Genomic DNA, 26,123 nt, shown 5'->3' on the forward strand with positions numbered 1-26,123 from the left:
TTATTTTACATTCTTCTCTTAAGTTGCTGGTACGATGGGAAATATTTTTTGTTTTTTTTAGATGTGAGAAGTGAGATTGGTGATTTCAGGCGGGAAAAGCCCATTTTTAGCGCAAAAAATGATTAAACGTTTTGCTTTTCTTGAACAATAGAAAAGTAAAATGGATACTTTTGAAGGAACTACTCAGGAGGAATTCCGTGAAACGGGATACATTTAATTAAAAAAATAAATAAACTTCTAATTTTGTTTAACGTGTAAAAAAGATTTACATTCGTACTATATATATAATATGCGCGATGATTTCGAAAGAAAAAGAATATTTTGAGATAATAAATAAGATTTACCTAAAAGTAATTGAAGAAGAGAATTTAGGTGAAACAGCTAACTATATACCAGAATTATCTAAAATAGACGGCAAGAAATTTGGAGTTTCTTTATTGTTTACGGATCAACTTCAATTTGGATTTGGTGATTGTGAAGAAAAATTCTCGATTCAAAGTATTTCAAAAGTGTTGCTTTTGGCTTTAGTTTATAGAGAAATTGGCGAGAAAATTTGGGAAAGAGTTGATGTAGAACCTTCGGGAACGCCTTTTAATTCATTGTTGCAATTAGAAACTGACAAAGGAATTCCTAGAAATCCATTTATTAATTCAGGTGCTTTAGTGGTTTGCGACATCTTAATTGATATTTGTGATGATCCGAAAGCATATTTTTTGGATTTTATTAAAAAGGTTTCTGGTAATTATTCTATTCAATATTCTGATAAAATTGCAAAAAGTGAATTTTCTACCGCTTATCGTAATGCAGCTTTGACAAATTTTATCAAATCATTGGGCAACATTCATAATTCTCCTGACGAAGTTCTAGATTTGTATGTTTATATCTGCTCGATTGAAATGTCGTGTATGGAATTGAGTAAAACTTTTTCTTTTTTGGCCAATAAAGGAAAAAACTTGTTTGATGATTATCAAGTTTTCAACATTAGTCAAACAAAAAGAATCAACGCTATTATGCAAACTTGCGGTTTCTATGATGAATCTGGCGAATTTGCTTTTCGAGTTGGATTACCAGGAAAAAGTGGTGTTGGCGGAGGAATTGTTGCAATTATGCCCAAATATTACATTGTTTCAGTTTGGAGCCCTAAATTAAACTTAAAAGGAAACTCCTATCGAGGAATGAAATTTTTGGAAGAATTTACAACCGCAACAGAGGATTCTATTTTTTAGAATTAATAATCTCCATCACTTTATTCACCGTTTCTTCTAAATTCATGTTCGAATTATCGACTTCTATTGCGTCATCAGCTTTACGAAGTGGAGAATATGCGCGATGAGAATCGATATAATCTCTTTCGTTCACATTTTTCAACACCTCATCCAAAGAAATATTTTTCCCTTGTTGTTGATATTCTAAAAAGCGACGTTGCGCACGAACTTCTGGTGAAGCGGTGACAAAAATTTTGATATCTGCATTAGGAAAAACTGTTGTTCCAATATCGCGACCATCCATCACAATACCTCCTTTTTTTCCCATTTGCTGTTGAAGCGATACACAATAATCGCGAACAGCAGGAATCTCAGAAATTGGACTAACCATTTTAGAAACTTCCATCGTACGAATATCAGCTTCTACATTTTCACCATTCAAAAAGCTAAGATTCTTTTGAGTTATAATATCTTGTTTAAATTCTATCTTGATATCAGATAAATTGGTTATTAATGCATGTTCATCAATTTTATTATCGACAATATACTGATGTTTAAACGCATACAAAGTCACAGCACGATACATTGCACCACTATCAATATGTGTATAACCAAGATTTTTTGCAATAATTTTTGACATCGAACTTTTTCCTGTAGAAGAATATCCGTCGATTGCAATAATTAAATTTTCTTTCATCTATATAGAATTGAAGACAAAGATAAGATTTTATAGTTGTTTGAAAAGTTTTTATAACCAAGGATTACTTCTCCAATAATCTCGGCCTTGAATAATTCGGTCTAAATTGAGAATTAAACCAAAGTGATTAGAACCTCCAGATTTGTGGTAATTCGCATGACTAAACTCAAATCGAAAAGCATTTATACGGATTCCAAAACCATACGTTAAACCAGATAAAGAGCGAATTCCTTCGGCTGCTAATTCATTTCCACGTTTGAAATTATATCCTAAACGCATATTAACGTCAGATTCTGGAAATAGCTCTGCTCCAACCGAAATATGATCAATCATTTTTCTTCCAGCAGAAACTTCCTGTCCGTTTTTATTATAAGGTTGAGAAATATCAAACTTCTGTAAATCGTGCAAAGAAAACGTAAATTCTAACGGAACATGCTCCAATCGATGCGAAATTCCCAAATTAACTTGCGTTGGCATATCTTCTTTTTTGCCATTATACGTTTGAATTTGTTGACCGATATTACGCACAACCAGCGAAACATTGATATTTTTATCGAAATCGTGGTACGAAAGACCAACATCTCCAGCAATTGCCGAAGATTTATATGATTCGATAGTAGAATTGATGTATTTTAAATTTGCTCCAACTGTCCAATAATCGCCCAAAACACGTGCATAACCAACTGTAATTGCGGCATCATTTGCTTTGAAATTCCCTGTCACATTTCCATTTTCGTCAGTTCCAATTAATTTTCCGTAATCAACATATTGACCATGAACAGAAATAAAGTTTTCTTTATCGGTTTCATAAACCGTCGAAAATGTTCCAAAATCTACATCCGCAATATAATTGACGTAATTGATTCCGAATTGACCATGCATTTCTCGATTCATCAAGGCTGGATTCCATAAAGCAGAATTGGGATCAGCATCCCAAGAAGTTGCTGCATTTCCTCCCAAAGCCGCTTGACGTGGAGAAGTTGTAATGTTCAAAAACTCGTAAACACGCGTTCCATCTTGCGCAAAAATCGAAGTCGATAGCGCGATAAACAATAATGTACTTAGCTTTTTAAACATTTAGCAAAAATAAAGATTTTGTAGAATAACGAAAACAGAATGATTTTGGTATGTATGAAACAAAATTTTAGGCTTTCTGAAAAAAAGCTTAACTTCAATTTACCTAAAAAACACTTTATGGAATTTTTAATTGCCATTATTATATTCGTATTGATTGTGATTTTGTTTAATAAAGTTTCGCAACTAAAAAAACAACTTGATTATCAAGAAACTAAGCTAAAATATTTGCAAGAGCAATTGGATGCGAAAGAAATTAAAACTGAATCAAAACCAATTGTTGAGCAACCAAAAATAGTTGAAGAGAAAAAAATTGAACCTCAACCAGAAGTTGTTTCCTATCATAAAGTTGAAATGCCAAAAGGTATTTTTGACAAAATTCCACCAAAACAAACAACTGAAATCAGTTTTGATAAAAATCTCAACAGCGCAATTGCATTTATCAAAGACAATTTCTTGACGATTTTCGGAATTGTAACCTTAGTTCTAGGAATTGCTTACTTCGTAAAATATGCAATTGATCAAAATTGGATTAACGAAACTTTTCGCGTGATGATTGGAATTGGAGTTGGTTTAGGAATTATTGGAATTGCTCATTTTATTCGGAAAAATTTTGAAATCTTTTCTTCCATTTTAATTGGTGGCGGATTAACCGTTTTATATTTCACCTTAACCATTGCCTTCCGAGAATATCATTTACTTTCTCAAAATACCACTTTTGGGTTATTAACAATTGTGACTATTTTTTCTATCGTGATGGCAATGTTATATAATCGACAAGTTTTAGCCATTTTTTCGATTATTGGTGGTTTTATCGCTCCATTGATGATTAGTACAGGCGAAAGCAATTTTGTATTTCTGTTTGGTTATTTAACGATTCTAAACTTGAGTATGCTGTACATGGCTTGGCGAAAAGATTGGCAAGTTATTTCGTTTATCGCATTTGGCTTTACCTTTATATATAGTATCGCATGGATCGACAATTCTAAAATCTCAACGCAATATCTTTTCTTTGGCTTGCTTTACGTTATTTTCACTATTACAAGTTTAATTAACTACGTCAAAAAAGGAGAATTTTCGGTTTGGAATTGCCTTTTACTAATTTTCAATACCATTTTATCAACCGTTTTAATTTCTTCAGTTTATTATTTTATTGTTGGAAATAACAATGGTTTAATAGCTTTCTTATTTGGATTGATAACCGCTTTCGGTGCATTATACATCTACAAAACATCTAAAAATAATTTATTACAAAATACCTTAATCGGTTTGAGCATTGCGCTTATCACAACTGCAATTGCAATACAATTTAAAGCAAATGTCGTTTCGATTTGTTTCGCGATTGAATCAACTTTATTACTATTTCTTTGGAAAAAAAGTAAAGAAAATATTTTCAAAGTCTTTTTCATTACGATGTTTCCATTTTTATTGATTGCTTTATGCGTCAATTGGTTTGATTATATTGATATTAAAAAACATTTAGTGGTAATTTTCAATCACGTTTTCATTACAAGTTTTATTGCATTAATTTGTTCTGTTGTCAATATTTATTTGATGAAAGATTTCGAAACCGAAGAACAATTTTTAGGTTTCAAGCTCAATCATTCCAAATTTATCTTCATATCAACATCACTTTTATTGATGTACACAGGAATTTTGTTCGAATTAATTTATCAGATCGAACCTTATTTCAACTTTATGATGATTGTAAGTTATGTATTGATTTATACATTATTCTTTATTGCTTTTATTTTAACGCTACGCGAAAAACTAAATTTAGGAAATACCTTGCAATTTGTTTTACAAATTTCTGCGGCTTTTTGCATTCTATTTTTACCAATGTTTGCCGAAATTCCATTATTACCAAACAAAACAAATTATAACATCGGTAGTTATTTTCTTTATTTGAGTTATCTCATTCCAACCGCTTATATTATTTATTTAGTTGTGAAAAGTAGCGATTTCCAAAGCTCCAAAGCAAAACAAATCATCAGCATGCTTGTCTTGGTTTATGTGATTAGTTTCGAGAAATACAATGGTTTTATGTTGATAACACTTGACGAAAGCTCTTCTAATTTCTCGCATCAAGCCGATATTTTCCGAATGATATTATTACCAATTATTTGGGCAGTTTTAGGATTTGTATTGATTTATTTCGGATTAAGAAAACAATTGAAAGGTTTTCCTATTGTTGGAATTATATTATTTGGATTGATTATTCTAAAATTATATTTCGTAGATGTTTGGGAAATGAGCAATATTTTCAGAATAATATCTTTTATTGTTTTAGGAATTTTAATCTTATTAACTTCTTTTATGTATCAAAAACTAAAAAATTTGATGGTTAATTTGATGGAAAAACCGAGCGAAAACAAAGAAGCTGAACAATAATGTTCAACTTCTTTGTTAATTATTTCTTCTCAATGCTTCAGCAATGACACGCATATTATCCGAAGAAGGTAACTCGAAAATTTCTAAATGGAAATATGGAACAACCGCAATAATATGATCGAAAATATCAGCCATAATCACTTCATATTCGTTCCAAACCGTTGTATTTGTAAACATAAATAACTCAATTGGCAAACCGTGTTCGGTTGGTTGAAGTTGCCGAACCTCGAACATCAAATCTGTTCTAATTTTTGGACTATTATAGGTATATGTCTTGATATATTGTCGAAAAAGACCAATATTTGTCATTCGTCTTCCATTCGCCAAAATCGTTGGATCAACTTTATTCGATACATTATATTGATTGATTTCATTCGTTCTATCCACAATAAAATCGTGTAACATGCGGATTTTTTTTAATTCTTCAATTTCTTCTTCTGTCAAAAATCGAATCGAATTCATTTTAATATTTATCGAACGTTTAATGCGGCGTCCACCAGCATTTTGCATACCGCGATAATTACGAAACGAATCTGAAACCAAGGCATACGTCGGAATTGTTGTAATTGTTTTATCAAAATTCTGAACTTTTACCGTTCCTAAATTAATCTCGGTAACATTTCCGTCTGCGCCATATTTTGTCATTTCAATCCAATCTCCAACGCGCACCATATCATTCATCGAAACCTGAATACTCGCCACAAAACCTAATATTGAATCTTTAAAAACCAACATCAAAACCGCCGAAGCCGCTCCCAAAGAAACCAAAAATGTAATAGGCGATTTTCCTGTCGCAATCGAAAAAATTAGAATTCCGCAAACAAAGAAAACTAAAATATTCATCACTTGCAGATAACTATCAATTGGTTTATCCGAAAAAGATTTATTACCTCGAAGAAAATCCCTGAACGTTTTAAAAATTGCATTAAACAACAATCCAACAGCAATTACCAATGCAATATCTGTAATTTGCATCGCAATTTTGATCCAATTAGGAAATCCTTTGAAGATAAGTGGGATCGCTTCTTTGGCGACAATTACAGGAACAATATGTGTTGCGAATTGTAAAACCCTGTTCTTGATTAATAAATCGTCAATCTTTGTTTTACTTTTTGCAATAAAGTTTGTTAAAACAAGTAATAGCACTTTTCGCAATAAAAAATCGATCGCATACAATATAATAACTAACAAAATTGATAGAACAATTGTTGTCATTATTGTGGTAGAATAACTCGAAAGTCCCAATTTGGCAATCATTTCGAGCATTGAGCGATACACATCGCTTTGAATATTTTCGTCTAAAAGTTCCATCTGAATAAAAACTAATACAACAAAAATAAGTTTATCCTTTTCATAATTTACAACAACTGATAAATTACATTGAAATTTGTTGGTTTCTTAATTTATCTTGGTTCAAAACAATGAAAAGATTATATTTGTTAGATTAATCTAACTTAATTATTAAAATTAATGTTTTCAAATCCGTTAATATTTGCTTTTAGTTTAACCTTTCTTGCCGGAATTAGCACTGGAATAGGAAGTATTTTATGTTTATTATACAAAAAATTCAATCCAAAATTCTTAGGCGTAATGTTGGGAATTTCTGCTGGTGTAATGCTTTATGTCTCTTTTGTAGAAATTTTAACAAAAGCTAAATTATCATTATCAAGTGTTTTTGGAGAAAAATTAGGTTACACTTATACATTATTGGGATTTTTTGCAGGAATTTTAATCATTATTTTAATCGATAAAATATTGCCTCATCATCATTGCGATGAAAATAAAACAGAGACAAACGATCAGAAATTATTGCGTTTGGGTTTGTTTTCTGCTTTAGCTTTATCAATTCATAATTTCCCTGAAGGATTAGCAACTTTTTTGTCAGCATTAGAAAATCCAACTTACGGAATTTCTATAGCTTCAGCTATTGCTATTCATAATATTCCAGAAGGAATCGCCGTTGCTATACCAATCTATTACGCTACAAAGAATAGAAAAAAAGCATTTCTATATTCCTTTTTATCAGGATTAACAGAACCTATTGGCGCATTAATTGGCTATTTTGTATTGTTACAATTTTTTGATGAATCAATTTTCGGAGCAATCTTCGCAAGTGTCGCAGGTATGATGGTTTATATTTCGATTAATGAATTAATTCCGACCGCAAACGAATACGCTGGAAAAAAATTATCAACTTACGGAATTGTAATCGGAATGTTTGTAATGGCTGTTAGTCTTTTACTTTTTATGTAAAAACAAAAAAACTTCCCAATGAGAGAAGTTTTTGTATGAATTAATATTTAAAATTTTAAGTTGCCTGAGGTAATTCTCTCGTTAACCAACCACTTCTTCCTGCTGTTACAATGGCATAAGGCGTAATCCAAAAAAGCGTGAACATATAGAAAATACTGTAAACGTATGCTAATAAAGCTTCTTTAAAATTGTATTTTTTTGCATAAAAAATCATCTGAATACTTGAAAAAACTAAAACGCCAGACAATGTACTTGTGATGAATAAAATTGGATGTGTTGCGACAAAAAAGATTAAAATTAAAAATAATGGAATTGCCATGATTAATTTTATCCATTGCATCATCAGAATTATACGAGTTCCTACTGTAGAACCTTCTCTAAAGTTGGTGAAAGCAAATTTTGTCATCATAATATTCTCACGAACATTACTTCTCTCCCAACGAATAAACATTTTGTATAAATTCTTATAACGCTCTGGAGTATTGGTATAAACCATTGCATTTTTCTGAAAATAGACATGTTTACCTTGTTTCAAAATCATATTTGTCAAAGCTCTATCCTCCCCGATTGTACTTGGTTGCCCTAAAAAAGATTGATTTATCCATTCTTCCAAACAATTATGTACAACATCTTTTCTGTAAGCTGCTAAAGCTCCAGGTGTACAAAACACAGAACCTAACACACTTTGAGCAGATCGCACAAACTCGAAACTAAATGTAAAACTAACACTCAACATTTTTGGAATCAAACCTTTTTCTTTATTCAATACACGAACATTGCCAGCGACAGCACCACAATTTTCATTCACTACAAAAGGGCTTAACAAGTTTCTAAGCGTAGATTCATCTACAATAGAATCACTATCAACCGTCACAAAAACTTCCCCTTTTCCAATTTTGAATCCTTTATATAATGCATGACGTTTTCCCATATTTTTTGGCTGTTGAAAAAGTGTAACGCGATCTCCTAATACTTTCTTCGCTTCAAGAAGCCATTTCCATGTATCATCTTTACTCCCATCGTCAACGGCTAAGATCTGTAATTTTTCGGATGGATAATTACTATCAGCTAAACTTAACAAAGTATCATATACTAATTTTCCTTCATTATACGCCGGAACAATAATGGTACAAGTTGGTAAATCTACATCAGCAACATTTTTGACCGGTTTATATTTTATGAATAAATAGCCTAAATAAAAAAGAAAAGAAGTTTTAAGAATAAGAAGTGCCAATCCAAGGCTATAAATAATAACACCCCACCAGGTAGATAATTTAGTGCTATGCCATTGTAGAAATTCACTTTTATAAATAAACAAAAAAAGAATAGAAGTTAGCATAATCACAAAAGTTGTAGCAATTACTAGATAATCTTTCTTTGTAAGACAGTTTTTAGAAATTCTCTCTATGAATTTATTTCTTAAAGACTTTTTTTCATGTTCATCCGATCGAATAACCTTTAACACTGTTTTAGGCTCCGTGGTGGATAACAAAATCGTGTTTGCCAGATTTTTTTTTGAATCTATATTAGTCATCTGAGTAATTTTAAGTTTTAATTAAAAAGTGAATAAAATGACAACTACTATGCCACCTAACGTTAATATAAAACTCAAGAAGTTAAATCTTTATTAAAAATAAAACACTTATAAACGACTGATTATTAATAAAATTTCAATATGTATTATACTTAAAAATTAGGCGTATAGTACGTTACATTTTAATCTGATTTCTTAATAAAAACAAAAAAACTTCCCGAAAAGAGAAGTAATTTTGAGAAATGATATAAATTAACACATGAGGATTTTGTTACTGCAAATGTATGCAGCAAATTAAATTCAAAGCTTAACAGAATATCAATAGATTGTTAAGCGAAGATTAAATAAAAAGATGATGAAAAATATACTTTTACTTTTTTGCTTTACTATTATTTATAGTTGTTCCTCATCTTCAGATTTTCATAATATAAATGATCACATTGAAGATGGAAAATATTGCGCAAATGTCAAGGTTAAAACGAATAAGTCAACAAAGACATATCGAGTAACTATAACAACGAAAAATAATTATCTGCATAAAATTGATTGGCCAAATGGTGGTTGGCTGGATAATACGCATTACAAACTTCCTGAATTTTATGAAAACGAAGTTACTTTTATAGATGATAGAGCCCGAAAATTTGAAGTAAAAATTATACAAAAAGGAGAATGTAAATAAAAAAAGCTCGAAACTAATGTTTCGAGCTTTTGCTTAGTACTCGGAGTGGGAATCGAACCCACACTCCAAAGGAACACGAGTTTGAGTCGTGCGCGTCTACCAATTCCGCCATCCGAGCCTTTATGGACTGCAAATATAATGTTAGTTTATTTATTTTTCCAACTATTTTTTAAACTTTTTACAGAATTATTTCTAACGTATCGTAAGCCAAATGTTTACCTTCTGGTAATTTTTCCTCTACTTCATCATGAAATCCCAAATGATGCGAAATATGTGTAAAATATGTCTGCTTTGCACCTATCAAATCCGAGTATCGTATGGCTTCATCTAATAATATATGCGAAAAATGTTCTTGTTCTACTCGTGGCGCACTAATGATTAAAACTTCTACTCCACGTAATTTCTCAAGCGATTCTGTCGGAATTGTTTTTACATCTGTCAAATAAGCAATTTTATCATCAATCAAATAACCCAAAATAGGCAAAGGTCCATGCAAAACTTTTATTGGTTCAATCGTAAATCCAACAACCAAAAATTTTTCATCTTCCACAACATTCTCTATCACCGTTGGCACTCCAGGATATTTATGTTCAGCAAACATATATGGAAATCGATTATGTAATTCATCCAACACTCGTTTCAAACCATAGACATTCATATCTTCTCCAGATTTGAAAACCAACGGGCGAATATCATCCAATCCTAAAACATGGTCATTATGCTCGTGTGTATACAGGATTCCGTCCAATCTATGCGCATTATAACGTAACATTTGTTGTCTAAAATCTGGTCCACTATCTATCGTAATAATCTTTCCATCCTTTTCTAACAACAAAGAAGAACGCAAACGTTTATCTTTTTGATTTGTTGACAAACATACCGGATGATCGCTACCAATAATCGGAATTCCTTGTGAAGTCCCTGTTCCTAAAAAATGTATTTTTATATTTGATTTAGCCATAATGATTTGGTAAATTTACCACAAACTATTTGAAATTAAAATATGGCATTAGAACAAGTTCTTACTCCTAAACAAAAAGCTTTAGAGATCAATTTGAATCCGAAAATATACGGTTCTTTTGCAGAAATTGGAGCAGGTCAAGAAACCGTTCGTTTTTTTTATCGCGCAGGTGCTGCTTCGGGTACTGTTGCAAAAGCGATGAGTGCTTATGACAAAGAAATGTCCGATTCTATATATGGTGTAGAAGAAAATCGTCGTTATGTGACACAAGCTCGCCTTAAAAAAATGTTGGATCATGAGATGGAATTGATGAAAGAGCGTCTAGTCCACGATCACTACAAAGAAAAAGCATTTTTCACCTACGCAAATACGGTAACAACAATTGATTATTCAAAGAAAAATGAAGGTCAAGGTTGGATAGGTTTACGTTTCAAGTTAAATGCAGAAGATGAAAAAGCAAACGAGATTATTTTTCATGTAAAATTCAAAGAAAATACGGCTCAATTGCAACAAGAAACTTTAGGTGTTTTGGGTGTTAATTTGATTTATGGCGCTTATTATTACTACGATAATCCCCGAAAATTAATAAAATCTTTATACGATACGTTGGATAAAGATCAATTAGAAATTGACATGATTAATTTCCGTGGACCACAATTCAAATATGTTGATAATCGTTTGATGTCGCTTCAATTGGTTAAAAATGGAATGACTGATGTTGCGGTTTTCAATCCACAAGGAAAAAATATTTTACCTGCCGATTTATTATACAAGAAAAATATCTTCGCTGTTCGTGGCTCTTTCCGTCCTTTTATGAATGTAAATATGGATATGTTCAAAGGTGGTTTAGAAATTTTCAAACAAGAAGATGATGTTAGAACAGATAATACCGAAATTTTATTTGAGATTACGCTTTCTAACTTGATTGCTTCTGGTTTTGAAGGCGAATTGAATGAACGAGATTTTTTAGATCGCGCTGATATTATTGGTAGTTTAGGTTACAATGTTATCATTTCTAACTTTTCTGAATATTATAAATTAGTTGATTATTTCTCGAAATTTACTCGAAATCAAACCAAAGTTGGTTTAGCGATGGGTGTTAATAATTTGGTCGAAATTTTCAATGAGCAATATTATGCCGATTTACCTGGCGGAATCATGGAAGCTTTCGGAAAATTATTCAAGAAAAATGTAAAAGTTTATTTGTATCCATATTTAGACAAAGAAAAAGATATTTTGTTGACGTCGAAAAATCTACAAGTAAGTGATAGCGTACACGAATTGTACAAATATTTCTTGTATAATGGAAGAATTCAAGATATTTTGAATTACAACAGAGGTTATTTAGATTCTTATTCGCGTCGAATTTTAGAAAAAATTGCAAATGCTGAGCAAGATTGGGAAAATGAATGTCCAGAAGGTGTTGCTGACATGATCAAAGATCGTGGAATGTTTGGCTATAAATTGAAATATATTTTAGAATAAATTATTCGTATATCAATCTGAATTCGTTTCACATTCTCATCATAAACAATATTCGATTTTGAAATAAATTCAACATGACAAAACAAAACCCACGAAAGGAAAAGTAATTTCGATATCAGAATTTGATAAAGTAGAAGAAGAATATTATCAAAAAATACAAGAAAAAAACAGGAGTTGATAAAGATAATTAACAAAAAAAACGGTTCAAAATTGAGCCGTTTTTTTGTTATTTTACTACTGCATTTACATTCTTCGCATTCCGCCTTCTCTTGGTCGGTCTCCGTCTCCACCTTTTGTAGATTTTCCACCAAACTGATTTAAGTTGAATGTTAACGAGAACATCACAAAACGAGTCAGAATATTATTGCGTTGATCGATTGTTGATTCCGCTGTAATTGTACGCGTATAACTGTTATTTTGATTCAATAAATCGTAAACTTTAACACCAGCCTCCAATTTATCATCGAAGAAACGATACATCAAACTTGTATTCCACAAAAAGAAATCACGCTTGAAACCTGCTGCCATTCTCGAGTTATAATTGTAACTGAAATCATTTGTCCAAGTCAAATTTTTAGGAAAAGTAGAAATAGTTTTAATTCCGAAATTGTGCGTAATATTATTTTGATTATCAATTGAGTAATTGACATATTTAGAATTTGTGAAGTTCAAACGATAAGAAGGTGAAATCGTTAAATAATCACCATAATCCCAGTTTAATCTCAATGTAGGTGATAAAGTTGTATTGTATTGCTCATATTTCACCGCATCTCTAAAACCTTGCGTTAAAGCATAACTCGCCGACATTCCTACATTTACTCTAAATTTATTGATCCCTTTTTGATATTGTTTATTAAAGAAAAAGTTACCATTCAGACGATAATTTCCTTTTACATTTTCATATGTTGTTGTTCGTTTATAAATCGAATAATCCATTTCTGTGTAATTCACAATATTTGATTCGTTGTACGTATAACCTAAGTTAGCATTAAATCCTTGACGAGTTTTACGATCGAAATTGCTAAACATCAAATTGATTCGATGTGCTTTATTGGGATCAAGATCTGGATTACCTTTGAAAACATCTAACGGATCAGTTTCGTCTAAAATTGGTAAAACTTGTGATGTCGAAGCCAAACTTGTCTGATAATTATACATTAAGGAAAGTGAGTTGTTTCCGTTTTGATAACGAATATTTCCCGAAATATCTGGTAAAGTTTTGTTCTGAGTTGAGCTGTAATCATCTGCTTTAAACGTTCCAAAATTTTGTTGATTGTAGATGTTTGCTCCAAAACGAACTGTTGCCGAAATTTTATTTTTGTTCAATAATAATTGAGCATACGGATTAAATTCATTCAATTTGGTTGAATAAAAACGCGTCAAATCATTGTTCAAATTGTCATATTCTCCCGTTACATCATTATAATTCCACGTTCTATTATTGGTTTCAGAATCGGTTAAATTATAAGCAGAACCAACGGCGATTTTCAAAGAATCTGTAATTGGATACGTATATTTTACATCAAAATTGTATTGATTATTTTTCGAAATATTTTTCTCATTGATGTTTCTATAAATATCCGCAATAGTATCATTTGTATATAAAGTTGTCGAATTGATGAACGAATTTCGATCTGTTTTACCAATCGAAATACTTGAATTAAAGTCTAAATAAGATTTATTTTTGAATTTCTGATTAAGTGATAATAATGTATTAAATGTATTCGAGCTTGATTTTCCATTTGAAGTTTGATTCATTTGATTTCTCAAATCACCCAAATCTGAATATGTTTTACTATCCGAAATTGATGAATTTGTAGACGAAGAATTACTAAACGATGGATAAAAATAAATTTTTGTATTGTTTTTCGTCCATTCTAAATTTGTTCCAAAATTATGACCATACGTTTCACTTTTAGTTTTAGAATTCGCATCAGAAGTATAAATATTTTTTGGAGAAAAGTTTTCTACATGTTGATATTGATCGTTTTTCGTAAAGGAATGATTCAAACGATAATCAGCTCCAATTTTCAAATTATCAGTTAATTGATCGTTATAATTCAATCCAATTGAAGTATTTGTTATTACACCATCAGAACCTCTTCTTCCCATTCCACCACGACCACGCGAACCTTCACCGCTTGTCATTCCAGAAGCTGCAATATCTGTCGAAGAACCAATCAAACTAATTTTCTTTTTATCTTTAAAATAGTTCGCCATCAAATTGCCTTCGTAATGATTATCCGTTCCATAACCCGCCGTGGCTTTGAGCATATAACCTTTTTTTTTATCTTCTTTCAAGGTAATATTTAGCGAAGACTTATTCGATTTCGAACGTTCCCCAGAGAATTTTTCATTTTTCGTTTTATAATCCGAAACCTGAATTTTTTTGATAATATCTACAGGTAAATTTTCTAACGCAACTTTTCCGTCCGTTCCAAAAAATGGTTCACCATCAATCAAAATCTCATTAACATCTTTTCCATTTACCGTAATATTTCCGCTGTCATCCATCTCAAAACCTGGTAATTCTCTCAACAAAGCTTCCAAATTTGCATTCGGTTTTACTTTGTAAGAATCAGCATTATACTCGATTGTATCTTGTTTTACAACAATAGGTTCCACATTTGTTACCACAACCTCATCTAAATCATAAATCATCGGATTAATGATAATTATTCCAAGATCAATATTGTTTTTGATGGATTCGAAACTTTGTTTGAAAACGCCTTCTAAAGGATCATCAATGATTAAATAAACAGGTTTATCTTGTAGATTAACTTCAATTTTGAACGTACCATCATCATTTGTAGATGTAGTAGAAATTTGTGCAGAATCGACTTTGTTGCCTAAAATAACTTCAGAATCAGTTAAAGGAAAATTAAGCACATCCGTTACTTTTCCTGTAATTGTGACTTTTTCTTGTGCAAAAGAAAAAATTGTAATCAAACTAAAAAGAAATGATAGAATATATTTTGTCATGAGATGAATTGGTTTCTTCATCTGTTAGACATCAAATTTTGAGCAAAGTTTAATTTTGATTAAAGTTTTTTCCAACTTTTATCCGAAATTTTATTTAGATCAATTTCAGAAGTTGTGATAAAAAGAGGTGTAATTTCTACAATTCGCTTTACCTGAGTTGTTTTTAGGTTAGATTCAGGACAAAATGTTTCGATTAAAACAATTTTTTCTGAATCAGAAGAATTGGATTTATAAAGCGTTTTTTGAATTTTTTTATCAATTTTCCAATTTGTACAACTTCCAATACTATAATATTCGAAGGTTAGAAGTGGAAGAAATCCGAAGATAATTCCAAAGATAAATTTCATCACATTCATAAAACTCCATCCGTCTTTCTTTTTGATAGAAAGTAGAAAAAGTACATAAATACTAACTGCCGCAGCAAATGTTAAAAGCTTTGGAAATAGTTTCGCAAAATCATGATTCGCGAATTCTAAACTGATAAAATCTCCAATCAGAAAGTATCCAATAAACCATATAATAAAAATTGTACAGATGATTAAGATAATATTTCGAAGAGTTTTATTCATTTCGCTTTAAGGTTTGTGTGGTATAAATATAAAAATATTCCTGTCAATAGACAGGAATACTCATACTAAAATAGATTTATTTATAAGATTTCAATAAATTCTCTAAAATTTCGCAGGCACATTCCGCCAAGTTTGTCCCTGGACCAAAGATTGCATCTGCACCATTTTGATAAAGATAATCATAATCTTGACGCGGAATAACACCTCCGACTACGATATAAACATCGTCTCTACCTAATTCTTTCAATTGTTTTACAACTTCCGGAACCAACGTTTTGTGTCCTGCAGCCAAAGAAGAAATTCCTAAAATATGAACATCATTCTCTACAGCTTGTTTCGCAACTTCTGCTGGCGTCTGGAACAATGGAGAAATATCCACATCAAATCCCATATCCGCAAAAGAGGTTGCAACGACTTTCGCACCACGATCGTGACCATCTTGTCCCATTTTAGCTACCATAATACGAGGACGGCGTCCATCTTCTTCGGCAAACTCGTCAGCTAAATTACGAGCTTCCTCAAATTTATTCATTTTACCTGCTTCCATAGCATAAACTCCTTGAATTCCTCTTGTAATTGCTTTATGACGACCAAAAACAGCTTCTAATGCATCAGAAATTTCACCTAAAGTAACACGACGACGAGCCGCTTCGATAGATAATTCTAATAAATTTCCTTCGCCTGTTTCAGCAGCTTTTGTTAATTGTGCTAAAATATCTTTTACAGCTTCGCTGTTACGCTCCGCTTTAATTTGATTTAATCGATCAATTTGTTTTTGACGAACAGCAGTGTTGTCAACTTCTAAAATTTCGAACTCTTGTTGTTCTAATTTCGAGCGATAAGCATTTACACCAACAATTGCGACTTCACCAGAGTCAATTTTGGCTTGTTTTTTTGCAGCAGCTTCTTCAATACGCATTTTTGGAATTCCAGCTTCAATTGCTTGTGTCATTCCACCTAATTCGCGAACTTCTTGTATATATTCCCACGCTTGATTTGCCATTTCATTTGTCAAAGATTCAATCATAAAACTTCCTCCAAAAGGATCAGCCGTTCTACAAATTTGAGTTTCTTCTTGTAAAATGATTTGTGTATTACGCGCAATACGAGCCGAGAAATCTGTTGGCAAAGCAATTGCTTCGTCCAACGCATTGGTATGCAAAGACTGCGTTCCTCCTAAAGCAGCAGCTAACGCTTCTATCGCTGTACGACCAATATTGTTATAAGGTTCTTGCTCTGTTAAACTCCAACCAGAAGTCTGACAGTGCGTTCTCAACATTAATGATTTTTTATTTTGAGGCTCAAATTCTTGCATCAATTTTGCCCATAACATACGAGCAGCTCTCATTTTTGCAATTTCTTGAGGGAAATTCATTCCAATCGCCCAGAAAAATGATAAACGAGGAGCAAAATCATCAACTTTCAATCCTGCTTCCAAACCAGTTTTTACATATTCGTAACCATCTGCAAGAGTATAAGCCATTTCCAAAACAGGCGTAGCTCCAGCTTCTTGCATGTGATAACCCGAAATAGAAATCGAATTGAAGCGAGGAATTTTTTGAGAAGTATATTCGAAAATATCTGCAATAATTTTCATTGAAGGAGTTGGCGGATAAATGTATGTATTACGCACCATAAACTCTTTCAAAATATCATTCTGAATTGTACCAGAAAGTTGATCTTGCGAAACACCTTGTTCTTCTGCAGCTACAATGTAAAAAGCTAAAATAGGAAGAACAGCTCCGTTCATTGTCATCGAAACCGAAATTTTATCCAATGGAATTTCATTGAACAAAATCTTCATATCTTCTACAGAATCTATCGCAACGCCAGCTTTACCTACATCTCCTACAACACGTTCATGATCTGAGTCGTAACCGCGGTGAGTAGCCAAATCAAAGGCAACAGAAAGCCCTTTCTGACCAGCAGCTAAATTTCTTTTATAAAAAGCATTCGATTCTTCTGCAGTAGAAAAACCTGCATATTGGCGAATTGTCCAAGGTTGACGAACATACATTGTCGTATAAGGACCGCGTAAATATGGGGCAACTCCGGGTAAAAAGTTAATCTGTTTCAGATTTTTTACATCATCGTAATTGTAATCACTTTTGACTTGTAAACTATCTAATTCAAATGACTCTATATGTGATGGATTAGAATTTAGATTTCGTTTAAATCTTAAATTCGAAAAATCTGTTTTGTGATTCATCTTGCTAAGATAAATAATTATCTATTAAATTTTATAAAATCACCAATTTTTGAAACTGCTTTTTTCAACTTTTGTTGACAAAAAGTTGAAAAAACATTTTAATCGAGTTTTTTGGTAAAATTATTGATTTAGTTTGATTATCAGTAAATTAAAAACACACAAAAGTAATTATTATGAAGTTAGATTTTAACAATAAAAACATTCCAGAGATTTTAAGTGAATTTCAGGATAAAAATACCTTTCAATGGCAAAATGATATTTTTGATTTGATGAAAAAGATCGATTCAAAAGAAGAAAAAGTTAATTTTCATTATTCGAGAGAAGATAATGTTTATGTATCGAATTTTGATCCTCGATTTGTGAATGAAACGTTTCATTCGTTAAACAATTTTTTAGGATTGAAAAAAGGAGATTCTACACTTTTAAGTTCATCGGTTTTAGAAAATGAAGGAGAAATTTCATTGGTTCAAGCCATAGAAGGAGGTTTTGATTTGTATTGTCATGAAGATTCGGATAAAGTGAAGATTCCATTAACAGACGAAAGTCAAGACGAAATAGGATACGCATTAAATTATGCTTATTTGACAAAGAAACAGATTGAAAATTCTTTTGAAGATTTGGCTAGAATCGAAAAAATTGCAATCGAAAGTGATGATTTGTCAAATGATTTGAAAAGTAAATTGAATGATCAAACGAAAACCAGTTTTTATCAAGTTTTTACCGCGAATGGATTTCCAATTGCAGTAAAAAAAATAGATGAAACAGATTATACAGTTTTAGATAAAATAGAACTTTCGGAAGATGAAAAAGGTAATTTAGTCTTGAATTCGCCTTACGAAAAAGAATCACTAAATTTATATAGACAGGCTGTTGTTTCGGATGATCAGAAAAAGTTTAGATGGATTTCTGGAAATGAATGTAAGTTGAATAGGAAAGATGTGGTGAATTTAGAATTGATTGAAGAAAAATTAAAACCATATATCGATTATAACTTTATTGTGATTGCTTTTCCGAAAAAAGGATCTACAGAAGATGTAATTTCTTTGGTAATAGAAAGTCGATTTGCAGAACATGTTGATATTCCAAAAAGTGAATTAGAACCTTATGAAGTTCCGCAACAAACATTTTTTATCGGAGATTTTCCGAAAAGTAATGATAAAGCTGCTATACGTGCAGAGTTAATTAGATTGCTGAAAGAATCCAATAAAAATAATTAATTAAAAAAGGGATACGACATCGTCGTATCCCTTTTTTAATTTAAGCAATAAACAATTTTTAGTATTGAATATCAATTAAAGATTTTAACGGAATCAAAACTCCATTCTTAATTTGTAGAAATTTATCCGTAACAGACCAAACAGTTGTCTCAATTTTTTTAGGACCTTGATCTGTTTGAAATGTAATATATGCTTTCGATTTGAATTCGTTTCCTAATCTTACTGCGCCATTCAATTTGTTTGCCTCTACCGTTACTTCGTCTTTTGGCGCGTCTAAAAATTTATAGTTTCTTACTTCTTCTTTTTCGATAAGTTCTGCTTTCATCATTTTTTTAAATTTTGGTTAATTTAATCTTCCATAACACATGTATGAAATTAATCATATTTTTCAATAAACCATAACTTTCGTCATATTTTTTTGAACTTAATTAGAATTATTCAAAATACAGACCAAAATCAATTTTATGAAATTAAAATTTCATTAGAATATTAATCTTTTCTTCAACATATTAATCTGAAATAATATTATAAAAATCACTAAATTTGTAGAATGTCAGACGAAAAGAAATTTAAATCCGGTTTTGTAAATATCATAGGAAATCCAAATGTTGGAAAATCTACTTTGATGAATATGTTGATGAAAGAGCGTTTGGTTATCGCAACACACAAAGCGCAAACTACACGTCATCGTATCAAAGGTATTTTAACGGGAGAAGATTATCAGATTGTATTTTCGGATACGCCTGGTGTTTTGGATCCTGCTTATGAACTGCAAACAAAAATGATGGATGCAGTAAATGAATCGTTGGTGGATGCTGATGTGATTCTTTATGTTGTAGAAATTGGAGAAAAACGATTGAAAAATGAACAAGTTTTCGAACGTCTGCAAAAAACATCTACACCAATTATTTTATTATTGAATAAAATTGATACAGCTACGCCAGATCGATTAAATGAAGCAGTAGAATATTGGCACGAATTATTACCAAAAGCAGAGATTTTACCTATTTCGGCAAAAGAAAACGTGAATGTAGATTTGTTGATTAATAAGATCAAAGCAATTATTCCAGAAGGTCCGCAATATTATCCAGAAGATCAATTAACAGACCGTTCGGAGCGTTTTATTGTAAATGAAGTAATTCGCGAAAAGATTTTATTAAACTATCAAAAAGAGATTCCATATTCTGTTGAGGTAGTTACAGAACGTTTCAAAGAAGATTTGAATTTAATTTCTATCGAAGCTGAAATTTTTGTTGAGCGTGACTCTCAGAAAGGAATTATTATTGGACATAAAGGAGAGTCTTTATCGAAAGTAGGAAAAGAAGCAAGAGAAGAGTTAGAGAAATTCTTTGATAAAAAAGTATTCTTGAAACTTTTCGTGAAAGTGCGAAAAGACTGGAGAAGCAAAGAGAATGATTTGCGTCGTTTTGGTTATTAAAAACGGTTAAAAAATAGATAAGTCTTGAGAAATCAAGACTTTTTTTGTGGCTTTACCTAAATTTTAGTTGTAAATTTATAGAACAATCTATTCTAGAATTTAATTATTATGGCTAAAATATTATTTCCAACCGATTTTTCGGAAACAGCGAACAATGCTTTTTTGTATGCGTTAAACCTTGCAAAAGTTCTCAAAACTAATATTAAGTTAGTCTCGGTACAATCAAATCTTAAAAATTATCTTGAAGTTACAGAAGAAAATTTCGAAAATTATATCAATAAACTTAAGAATATTGCAAAAGAAAATAATCTTGAACACGTTAAAATAGAGAGTTCTTTGGTTGTTGGCGATTTGTTGTTGATGATTTTGGATATTATCAACAAAGAAGATATACAATACGTGGTGATGGGAACGAATGGACAAAATAGTTTAGGCAAAAAGTTTTTTGGTTCTAACACGGTAAATGTCATTAACAATTCGCCTGCACCTGTGTTGGTTGTTCCAAATAATGTAAAATTTAAAGAAGAAAGAAATTTTGCTTACGCTACATTGTTCAATCAAAAAGAAGCAAAAGCTTTATCGCAAATGGAAGAAGTGACAAAACGTTACGATAAATTGTTGAACATTGTACATGTTGATGATAAATCGATTACTCCACAAATGTTAAGCGTGAAAAAAGAATGGGAAGAAGAATATCCTGAAGCGATGATTACAATTGAACCGAGTAAAGATGTAGAAGATGGTTTAATCAATTATTGTACAAAAAACAACATCGATGTTTTAGGTGTTGTTCACCGTGAATTATCGTCTTTCGAAAGATTATTTACAATCAATCATAGCCAACGATTATTATCGAGTGCAAATGTTGCATTATTGGTTTTTCAGGAAAGTAAATAAATCAAAAACACAAAAATTTGAGCGGAGAATTCTCCGCTTTTTTGATTGGCTAAATTTTTGCAACAAATTTTCAAAACACTTTTATGACGGAACTTCAGAAAATACAAAACCTCAAAAAACATAAAGCTATTGCGACAGGATTATTCATTTTGATGGCTTTTATTTACTTTTTGATGGTTTATCTAAGTCAACATTCACCTGTGAAATGGATCGGATATGTGGAAGCATTTGCCGAAGCAGCGATGGTTGGTGCGCTTGCCGATTGGTTTGCGGTTACAGCTTTGTTCAAATATCCGCTTGGACTTAAAATTCCGCATACAAATCTGATCGAAAATAGTAAAAATGCAATCGGAGATAATTTAGGACAGTTTGTAACTGAGAATTTTTTGACGCCATCTACAATTCGTCCATATATCGAGAAATTAGAAGTTGTAAAATATGCAGCAGATTGGTTGAATAAACCTGCTAATCAAGAAATGTTGCAAGAAGAGTTGATTAATTTCTCCAAGAAAATTGTCAAAGACTTAGATGATAAAGATGTCGTTGATTTTATAACCTTGAAAGGTGATGAAATTTTAAAACAGTTTGATTTACCTGAATTAGTATCATCAAGTTTAGAGTATATTTTAGAAAAGGAAAAACACAACGAAATTTTAGAAGCAATTATTCCAAAAGCGAAAGAATATATCTTAGAAAGTGATTTGATTATTAAAGATAAATTAAACGAAAAACATCCTGTGATTTCATTTTTTGCTGGTAAAAAAATATCGAAAGGAGTAGTAGAAGGCGTGGTGAGTTTTTTGGATGAGGTTGAAGAAGATAAAGAACATCCAGTTCGTCATAATATCGAACGAATTATCCGAGAAAATATTCAGAATATAAAAGAATCTCCCGATTGGAAATTTAGGTTAGAATCGCTTCGAGATGATTTTATCACAAAAGAACGATTGAATGATTATGCTTTGGATTTGTGGTTGGCGATTAAACAAAATCTGACCGAAAGTTTTGATGATGAAAATTCTGCAATGCAAGTTTACATTAAGAAAAACATTAAAAAGTTAACCGAAAATTTGAACGATAACCAAGAAATGATTGATAAAATTAATGGTTGGGTGCGTCATTTTATTTACCGTATGATTTTACGAAATGTCAAAGAAATGGAAAGCTTGATTAGTAATACGGTTGATAAATGGGAAGGAAAAGAATTGAGCGAAAAGCTAGAATTGGAAGTTGGAAAAGATTTGCAATTTATTCGGATTAACGGGACGCTGGTTGGTGGACTTGTTGGTTTGGTTATTTACACGATTACGCAATTGGTATTTCATTAAAATATAAAAGCTCGAGAATTTCTCGAGCTTTTTCAATTAACAACTATAAATATTACTTAACTATGTTAAGTTTTTCATCTGCTTTCCAAATTCTATATTCTAAAGTATAGCCTTTTGGTACGTAAACTACGATTGGTAATTTGCTATTGTAACGCGTCTGCAAAGATTGAGCATGTACAATTTTTTCGACAGATTTATTGTCAAAACATCCCATTAAAGTTCCTGCTATATTTCCATCAGTTTCGAAATTAAAATAATCATAACCCCAACCATCAACAGTTTTTTGATCAAAATTTCCACTTAAGAAAAATTGATTACAAGAATCAACCTTTGTTTTTTTCCCAGCAAATATTTCAACTAAATAGTTTTCTTCATTGGCTTGTGGTTTTAAAGTGATAATTTTCTGTTCATATCCATCTTTTGCTTTTGGATACATTGAATAATCTATTTTCATATTTTTTTGTGCGAATGTTACCATAACCATTAATAATGCTAAAACGCTAAATACTTTTCTAAATTTCATACTAATCTGATTTTATTTGTTTTTCTATTAGTAAGATGCAAAAGTTAGGTGAATGGTTGTGTGAGGAAATGTTAAATATTTGTGAAATAAAAAAAGACAATCAAATTGATTGTCTTTTTTGCTCCTCCTCTTGGGCTCGAACCAAGGACCCTCTGATTAACAGTCAGATGCTCTAACCAACTGAGCTAAGGAGGAGTATCGTTATCGATATTGTGTTGCAAATATAGAGCAAATTTTATTACTTCCAAATCTTAAAAGTATTTTTTTTCGTTCTACAAGTCGCATTAATAGGCAACTCTTTGAAAATGAATTAGAAAAAATTTAAAAAAATTTATTCATAATGACGAAAAATTCCTTGTTGTGTTGCCGTCCACAATGATCCTTCTTTATTTGCTGCTTTCAACGCGCTTGCAGCCCACGTATTACACGTAAAAAATAAGCTATAACTTCTTTTTGCTTCGTAAAACGAATCACTATCTCCATAAACAGCATCTGTTTTTATTAATTCGACTTTGTTATTTTGATCCAAATCAAATGATTGCTTGATGTAAACAATTAATTTTTGATACTCTTCTACACTCAAATCAACTCTTTTACAATCGTCATCTATCGTCATATTATCATAAAAAGTAGTATGCATCGCCGAATCTCCTAACCAAAATGCAGCGTTGAAAGCTGTAGAAAATTTAAGATCTTTCCATTCTGGTGTATCCAAATAAAAGCCTTTATCTCCCCAACCAAAGGCAATATATTTGTATTCTTTTTTCGATTTTGTATGCGAAAAAGGCACAAAAGTAGACCAATCAATCGTTTCAGATTTTACTGGAACCACAATATCCGTATGTACGCCATTTGTCAAAATATACGCTGTGATTTGATCATTAGACTTCTCTTTTTGTTTGTTTACTGGAATTAATGGCAGCAAAACTACTGCAAGTAAATACACCACAATTAGTAAAACTAAAGCTTCTAAAGTTTTGAGAAGAATTCGGAATATTTTTTTCATAGTATTTTGTTGTGTAACGAATATAAAACAAAAAACCTCGCAATTGCGAGGTTTTTCTTAATTTGATTCGTTGTAAAGTGTATTATGATCTTTGTCCAAGAAATTAAATTGTAAGTATTTGTACGCATCTCTTGGTACAATCTTAATCCACTTTTTATGCTTAAAAAACCATTTCATCTGAATGCTTGGCAATCCATGTTGTAAATAAGCAGCTACGAAAGGATGCACGTGCAACGACATTTTTCGTAAATCCTTATCTTTTCTATCAAGGATATTCAAGAGCACTTGTTCAATTTTATCAATTGTAACGATAGGTGCTTCAACTTCATTCGATTCTTGGTTCGGATTTTCTTCAGTTGTTATAAAGTTCACTTCTGGGCGAACACGTTGTCTTGTTATCTGAATCAATCCAAATTTACTTGGTGGCAAAATCTTATGTTTTGCTTTATCTTTCGCCATTTCAGCTCGCAAATGCTCAAACAATTCTTTTTTATGTTCTGCATCTGTCATGTCAATAAAATCGACCACAACAATTCCTCCCATATCACGTAAACGCAACTGACGTGCAATCTCAGAAGCAGCAATTTTGTTAACCGCAAAAGCTGAATCTTCTTGATTTTTAGAATTTCGCGAAATATTCCCCGAATTCACATCAATTACATGTAACGCTTCTGTATGTTCAATCACAAGGTAAGCGCCTTTAGATTGTGGAATAGTTACCGTTTTACCAAAAGCTTGTTTTATTTGTCTTTCGACATTAAACTTTTCGAAAATTGGAACAAATGGATCGTCGTATTCTTTTACCAAATTAATTTTATCTGGTGCAATAACTTCCAAATATTCGCGCATTTCGTCTGCTAATTCGTCATCATCAACAGAAATTTTAATAAAATCATCATTAAAATTATCTCTCAAAATAGAAGAAGCTCTGTCCATTTCGCTAAGAATTTTAGCTGGCGCTTTCTTTTTCTGAAGATTTTTGAAGATTTGAGTCCATTTGTTTAACAAATAAGCCAAATCTGCTTGTAATTCTTCTGCGTTCTTCTCTTCGGCAACTGTTCTGATAATTACTCCGAAGCCTTCTGGTGTTAAACCTTCTAAAATTTTGATTAATCGATCGCGTTCTGGTTTTTGTTTGATTTTTTGCGAAATCGAAACACGTTCCGAAAATGGAACTAAAACTAAATATCGACCAGCAATTGAAATTTCAGAAGTAATTCTTGGTCCTTTCGTATGGATTGGTTCTTTTGTAATTTGAACCAAAACGGAATCACCTGGTGCAAAGATTTCTGTAATTTGTCCATCTTTGTCTATCGGCTCTTCCATACGGAAGTTCTTCAATTTTTCGGTTTTGTACGTGCCATTTGCTACAATTTTGTTGTATGCATTTGACGAGCGTATTTGTGGACCTAAGTCATGATAATGTAAAAATGCATCTTTCGAATAACCAATGTCAACAAAGGTTGCATTTAAACTAGGAGCTAATTTTTTGATTTTACCCAAGTAAATGTCGCCAACTGCAAAGCCATCATTTGCAGTATCTTGATGAAATTCCATCAAGCGACCTTCATCTAAAACTGCGATGCGTACTTGATCAGCTAAGGCTGAAATCACTAATTCTTTACTCATCAAAAAATTATGTTTTTAAAAATGATAAAAGCACTTTCCAAAATTT

General features: G+C 31.5%; 21 protein-coding genes and 2 tRNA genes. 9 read left to right on the forward strand and 14 right to left on the reverse strand.

Going from position 1 to position 26,123, the window contains the following annotated elements:
- Positions 1-296: 296 nt before the first annotated feature.
- Entirely contained in the window at positions 297-1,226 is a 930-nt protein-coding gene (locus HXZ69_RS12240; protein WP_125350733.1) for a glutaminase, read from the forward strand.
- Here HXZ69_RS12240 and cmk read toward each other — a convergent pair.
- Positions 1,216-1,902, reverse strand: coding sequence for a (d)CMP kinase (gene cmk, locus HXZ69_RS12245; RefSeq protein WP_286496147.1), 687 nt, complete (start codon positions 1,900-1,902; stop codon positions 1,216-1,218). The two genes, HXZ69_RS12240 and cmk, sit on opposite strands and share 11 nt — an antisense overlap.
- Before the next feature lie 51 nt (positions 1,903-1,953).
- A complete protein-coding gene (gene porQ, locus HXZ69_RS12250; RefSeq protein ID WP_286496148.1) occupies positions 1,954-2,979 on the reverse strand; it encodes a type IX secretion system protein PorQ in 1,026 nt (341 codons plus the stop codon).
- Positions 2,980-3,096: 117 nt separating this feature from the next.
- Between porQ and HXZ69_RS12255 the strand changes: the two genes are divergently transcribed.
- A complete protein-coding gene (locus HXZ69_RS12255; RefSeq protein ID WP_286496149.1) occupies positions 3,097-5,367 on the forward strand; it encodes a DUF2339 domain-containing protein in 2,271 nt (756 codons plus the stop codon).
- A 15-nt stretch (positions 5,368-5,382) separates the two neighbouring features.
- Here HXZ69_RS12255 and HXZ69_RS12260 read toward each other — a convergent pair whose 3' ends face one another.
- Complete coding sequence (locus HXZ69_RS12260; protein WP_286496150.1) at positions 5,383-6,678, reverse strand: mechanosensitive ion channel family protein; 1,296 nt, start codon at positions 6,676-6,678, stop codon at positions 5,383-5,385.
- Positions 6,679-6,837: 159 nt separating this feature from the next.
- On the opposite strand from HXZ69_RS12260, the gene zupT reads away from it, so the two are divergent.
- On the forward strand, positions 6,838-7,620 hold the full coding sequence (gene zupT / locus HXZ69_RS12265) for a zinc transporter ZupT (protein ID WP_221856744.1): 783 nt from the start codon (positions 6,838-6,840) through the stop codon (positions 7,618-7,620).
- A 55-nt stretch (positions 7,621-7,675) separates the two neighbouring features.
- Here the strand turns inward: zupT and HXZ69_RS12270 are convergent, their stop codons facing one another.
- Positions 7,676-9,154 (reverse strand): glycosyltransferase family 2 protein, encoded by a 1,479-nt coding sequence (locus HXZ69_RS12270; protein ID WP_286496152.1) that lies wholly within the window; start codon positions 9,152-9,154, stop codon positions 7,676-7,678.
- A gap of 355 nt (positions 9,155-9,509) precedes the next feature.
- On the opposite strand from HXZ69_RS12270, the gene HXZ69_RS12275 reads away from it, so the two are divergent.
- Positions 9,510-9,833 (forward strand): hypothetical protein, encoded by a 324-nt coding sequence (locus HXZ69_RS12275; protein WP_219034235.1) that lies wholly within the window; start codon positions 9,510-9,512, stop codon positions 9,831-9,833.
- Between the two features lie 37 nt (positions 9,834-9,870).
- On the opposite strand, the gene HXZ69_RS12280 is transcribed toward HXZ69_RS12275, so the two are convergent.
- Positions 9,871-9,951: transfer RNA gene (locus HXZ69_RS12280), tRNA-Leu, on the reverse strand.
- A gap of 60 nt (positions 9,952-10,011) precedes the next feature.
- The gene (locus tag HXZ69_RS12285) at positions 10,012-10,794 is read right to left on the reverse strand and encodes an MBL fold metallo-hydrolase (protein WP_286496153.1); all 783 of its coding nucleotides are present in this window, start codon (positions 10,792-10,794) and stop codon (positions 10,012-10,014) included.
- Between the two features lie 42 nt (positions 10,795-10,836).
- On the opposite strand from HXZ69_RS12285, the gene HXZ69_RS12290 reads away from it, so the two are divergent.
- Positions 10,837-12,279, forward strand: coding sequence for a TonB-dependent receptor (locus HXZ69_RS12290; protein WP_219034246.1), 1,443 nt, complete (start codon positions 10,837-10,839; stop codon positions 12,277-12,279).
- Between the two features lie 243 nt (positions 12,280-12,522).
- On the opposite strand, the gene HXZ69_RS12295 is transcribed toward HXZ69_RS12290, so the two are convergent.
- From HXZ69_RS12295 to scpA, 3 genes are all read right to left on the reverse strand, one after another.
- Positions 12,523-15,261 carry an outer membrane beta-barrel protein gene (locus HXZ69_RS12295; protein WP_286496154.1) on the reverse strand — a complete coding sequence of 913 codons (2,739 nt, stop codon included), beginning with the start codon at positions 15,259-15,261 and terminating at the stop codon, positions 12,523-12,525.
- Positions 15,262-15,320: 59 nt separating this feature from the next.
- Positions 15,321-15,830, reverse strand: coding sequence for a hypothetical protein (locus HXZ69_RS12300; RefSeq protein WP_038334805.1), 510 nt, complete (start codon positions 15,828-15,830; stop codon positions 15,321-15,323).
- A 76-nt stretch (positions 15,831-15,906) separates the two neighbouring features.
- Entirely contained in the window at positions 15,907-18,039 is a 2,133-nt protein-coding gene (scpA, locus tag HXZ69_RS12305) for a methylmalonyl-CoA mutase (protein ID WP_125350662.1), read from the reverse strand.
- 173 nt (positions 18,040-18,212) lie between these two features.
- Between scpA and HXZ69_RS12310 the strand changes: the two genes are divergently transcribed.
- The gene (locus HXZ69_RS12310; RefSeq protein WP_219034248.1) at positions 18,213-19,256 is read left to right on the forward strand and encodes a hypothetical protein; all 1,044 of its coding nucleotides are present in this window, start codon (positions 18,213-18,215) and stop codon (positions 19,254-19,256) included.
- Positions 19,257-19,314: 58 nt separating this feature from the next.
- On the opposite strand, the gene HXZ69_RS12315 is transcribed toward HXZ69_RS12310, so the two are convergent.
- A complete protein-coding gene (locus tag HXZ69_RS12315; RefSeq protein ID WP_038334819.1) occupies positions 19,315-19,584 on the reverse strand; it encodes a hypothetical protein in 270 nt (89 codons plus the stop codon).
- Positions 19,585-19,806: 222 nt separating this feature from the next.
- On the opposite strand from HXZ69_RS12315, the gene era reads away from it, so the two are divergent.
- From era to HXZ69_RS12330, 3 genes are all read left to right on the forward strand, one after another.
- Entirely contained in the window at positions 19,807-20,694 is an 888-nt protein-coding gene (gene era, locus HXZ69_RS12320) for a GTPase Era (RefSeq protein WP_038334822.1), read from the forward strand.
- A 108-nt stretch (positions 20,695-20,802) separates the two neighbouring features.
- Entirely contained in the window at positions 20,803-21,591 is a 789-nt protein-coding gene (locus tag HXZ69_RS12325) for a universal stress protein (RefSeq protein WP_125350660.1), read from the forward strand.
- Between the two features lie 83 nt (positions 21,592-21,674).
- Positions 21,675-22,919, forward strand: coding sequence for a DUF445 domain-containing protein (locus HXZ69_RS12330; protein WP_286496155.1), 1,245 nt, complete (start codon positions 21,675-21,677; stop codon positions 22,917-22,919).
- A 52-nt stretch (positions 22,920-22,971) separates the two neighbouring features.
- On the opposite strand, the gene HXZ69_RS12335 is transcribed toward HXZ69_RS12330, so the two are convergent.
- The 4 genes from HXZ69_RS12335 to HXZ69_RS12350 form a co-directional block, all read right to left on the reverse strand.
- Positions 22,972-23,442, reverse strand: coding sequence for an ecotin family protein (locus HXZ69_RS12335; protein ID WP_280045405.1), 471 nt, complete (start codon positions 23,440-23,442; stop codon positions 22,972-22,974).
- A gap of 121 nt (positions 23,443-23,563) precedes the next feature.
- Positions 23,564-23,637 (reverse strand) — tRNA-Asn (locus HXZ69_RS12340).
- Between the two features lie 136 nt (positions 23,638-23,773).
- Positions 23,774-24,448, reverse strand: a complete 675-nt coding sequence (locus HXZ69_RS12345) for a TIGR02117 family protein (protein WP_286496157.1) — start codon at positions 24,446-24,448, stop codon at positions 23,774-23,776.
- 57 nt (positions 24,449-24,505) lie between these two features.
- Positions 24,506-26,077 carry an Rne/Rng family ribonuclease gene (locus HXZ69_RS12350; RefSeq protein WP_286496158.1) on the reverse strand — a complete coding sequence of 524 codons (1,572 nt, stop codon included), beginning with the start codon at positions 26,075-26,077 and terminating at the stop codon, positions 24,506-24,508.
- Between the last annotated feature and the right edge of the window lie 46 nt (positions 26,078-26,123).

Source organism: Empedobacter sp. R132-2 (genome assembly GCF_030324375.1).
Classification (GTDB): domain Bacteria; phylum Bacteroidota; class Bacteroidia; order Flavobacteriales; family Weeksellaceae; genus Empedobacter; species Empedobacter falsenii_B.

What these genes read in the sequence shown, in the direction of transcription:
- HXZ69_RS12315 (WP_038334819.1), bottom strand. Translation starts at nt 19,584, where the DNA reads ATGATGAAAGCAGAACTTATCGAAAAAGAAGAAGTAAGAAACTATAAA.
- scpA (WP_125350662.1), bottom strand. Translation starts at nt 18,039, where the DNA reads ATGAATCACAAAACAGATTTTTCGAATTTAAGATTTAAACGAAATCTA.
- HXZ69_RS12290 (WP_219034246.1), top strand. Translation starts at nt 10,837, where the DNA reads ATGGCATTAGAACAAGTTCTTACTCCTAAACAAAAAGCTTTAGAGATC.
- HXZ69_RS12275 (WP_219034235.1), top strand. Translation starts at nt 9,510, where the DNA reads ATGAAAAATATACTTTTACTTTTTTGCTTTACTATTATTTATAGTTGT.
- era (WP_038334822.1), top strand. Translation starts at nt 19,807, where the DNA reads ATGTCAGACGAAAAGAAATTTAAATCCGGTTTTGTAAATATCATAGGA.
- HXZ69_RS12350 (WP_286496158.1), bottom strand. Translation starts at nt 26,077, where the DNA reads ATGAGTAAAGAATTAGTGATTTCAGCCTTAGCTGATCAAGTACGCATC.
- HXZ69_RS12260 (WP_286496150.1), bottom strand. Translation starts at nt 6,678, where the DNA reads ATGGAACTTTTAGACGAAAATATTCAAAGCGATGTGTATCGCTCAATG.
- HXZ69_RS12255 (WP_286496149.1), top strand. Translation starts at nt 3,097, where the DNA reads ATGGAATTTTTAATTGCCATTATTATATTCGTATTGATTGTGATTTTG.
- HXZ69_RS12270 (WP_286496152.1), bottom strand. Translation starts at nt 9,154, where the DNA reads ATGACTAATATAGATTCAAAAAAAAATCTGGCAAACACGATTTTGTTA.
- HXZ69_RS12310 (WP_219034248.1), top strand. Translation starts at nt 18,213, where the DNA reads ATGAAGTTAGATTTTAACAATAAAAACATTCCAGAGATTTTAAGTGAA.
- HXZ69_RS12325 (WP_125350660.1), top strand. Translation starts at nt 20,803, where the DNA reads ATGGCTAAAATATTATTTCCAACCGATTTTTCGGAAACAGCGAACAAT.
- porQ (WP_286496148.1), bottom strand. Translation starts at nt 2,979, where the DNA reads ATGTTTAAAAAGCTAAGTACATTATTGTTTATCGCGCTATCGACTTCG.
- HXZ69_RS12285 (WP_286496153.1), bottom strand. Translation starts at nt 10,794, where the DNA reads ATGGCTAAATCAAATATAAAAATACATTTTTTAGGAACAGGGACTTCA.
- HXZ69_RS12240 (WP_125350733.1), top strand. Translation starts at nt 297, where the DNA reads ATGATTTCGAAAGAAAAAGAATATTTTGAGATAATAAATAAGATTTAC.
- cmk (WP_286496147.1), bottom strand. Translation starts at nt 1,902, where the DNA reads ATGAAAGAAAATTTAATTATTGCAATCGACGGATATTCTTCTACAGGA.
- HXZ69_RS12330 (WP_286496155.1), top strand. Translation starts at nt 21,675, where the DNA reads ATGACGGAACTTCAGAAAATACAAAACCTCAAAAAACATAAAGCTATT.
- HXZ69_RS12345 (WP_286496157.1), bottom strand. Translation starts at nt 24,448, where the DNA reads ATGAAAAAAATATTCCGAATTCTTCTCAAAACTTTAGAAGCTTTAGTT.
- HXZ69_RS12335 (WP_280045405.1), bottom strand. Translation starts at nt 23,442, where the DNA reads ATGAAATTTAGAAAAGTATTTAGCGTTTTAGCATTATTAATGGTTATG.
- HXZ69_RS12300 (WP_038334805.1), bottom strand. Translation starts at nt 15,830, where the DNA reads ATGAATAAAACTCTTCGAAATATTATCTTAATCATCTGTACAATTTTT.
- zupT (WP_221856744.1), top strand. Translation starts at nt 6,838, where the DNA reads ATGTTTTCAAATCCGTTAATATTTGCTTTTAGTTTAACCTTTCTTGCC.
- HXZ69_RS12295 (WP_286496154.1), bottom strand. Translation starts at nt 15,261, where the DNA reads ATGACAAAATATATTCTATCATTTCTTTTTAGTTTGATTACAATTTTT.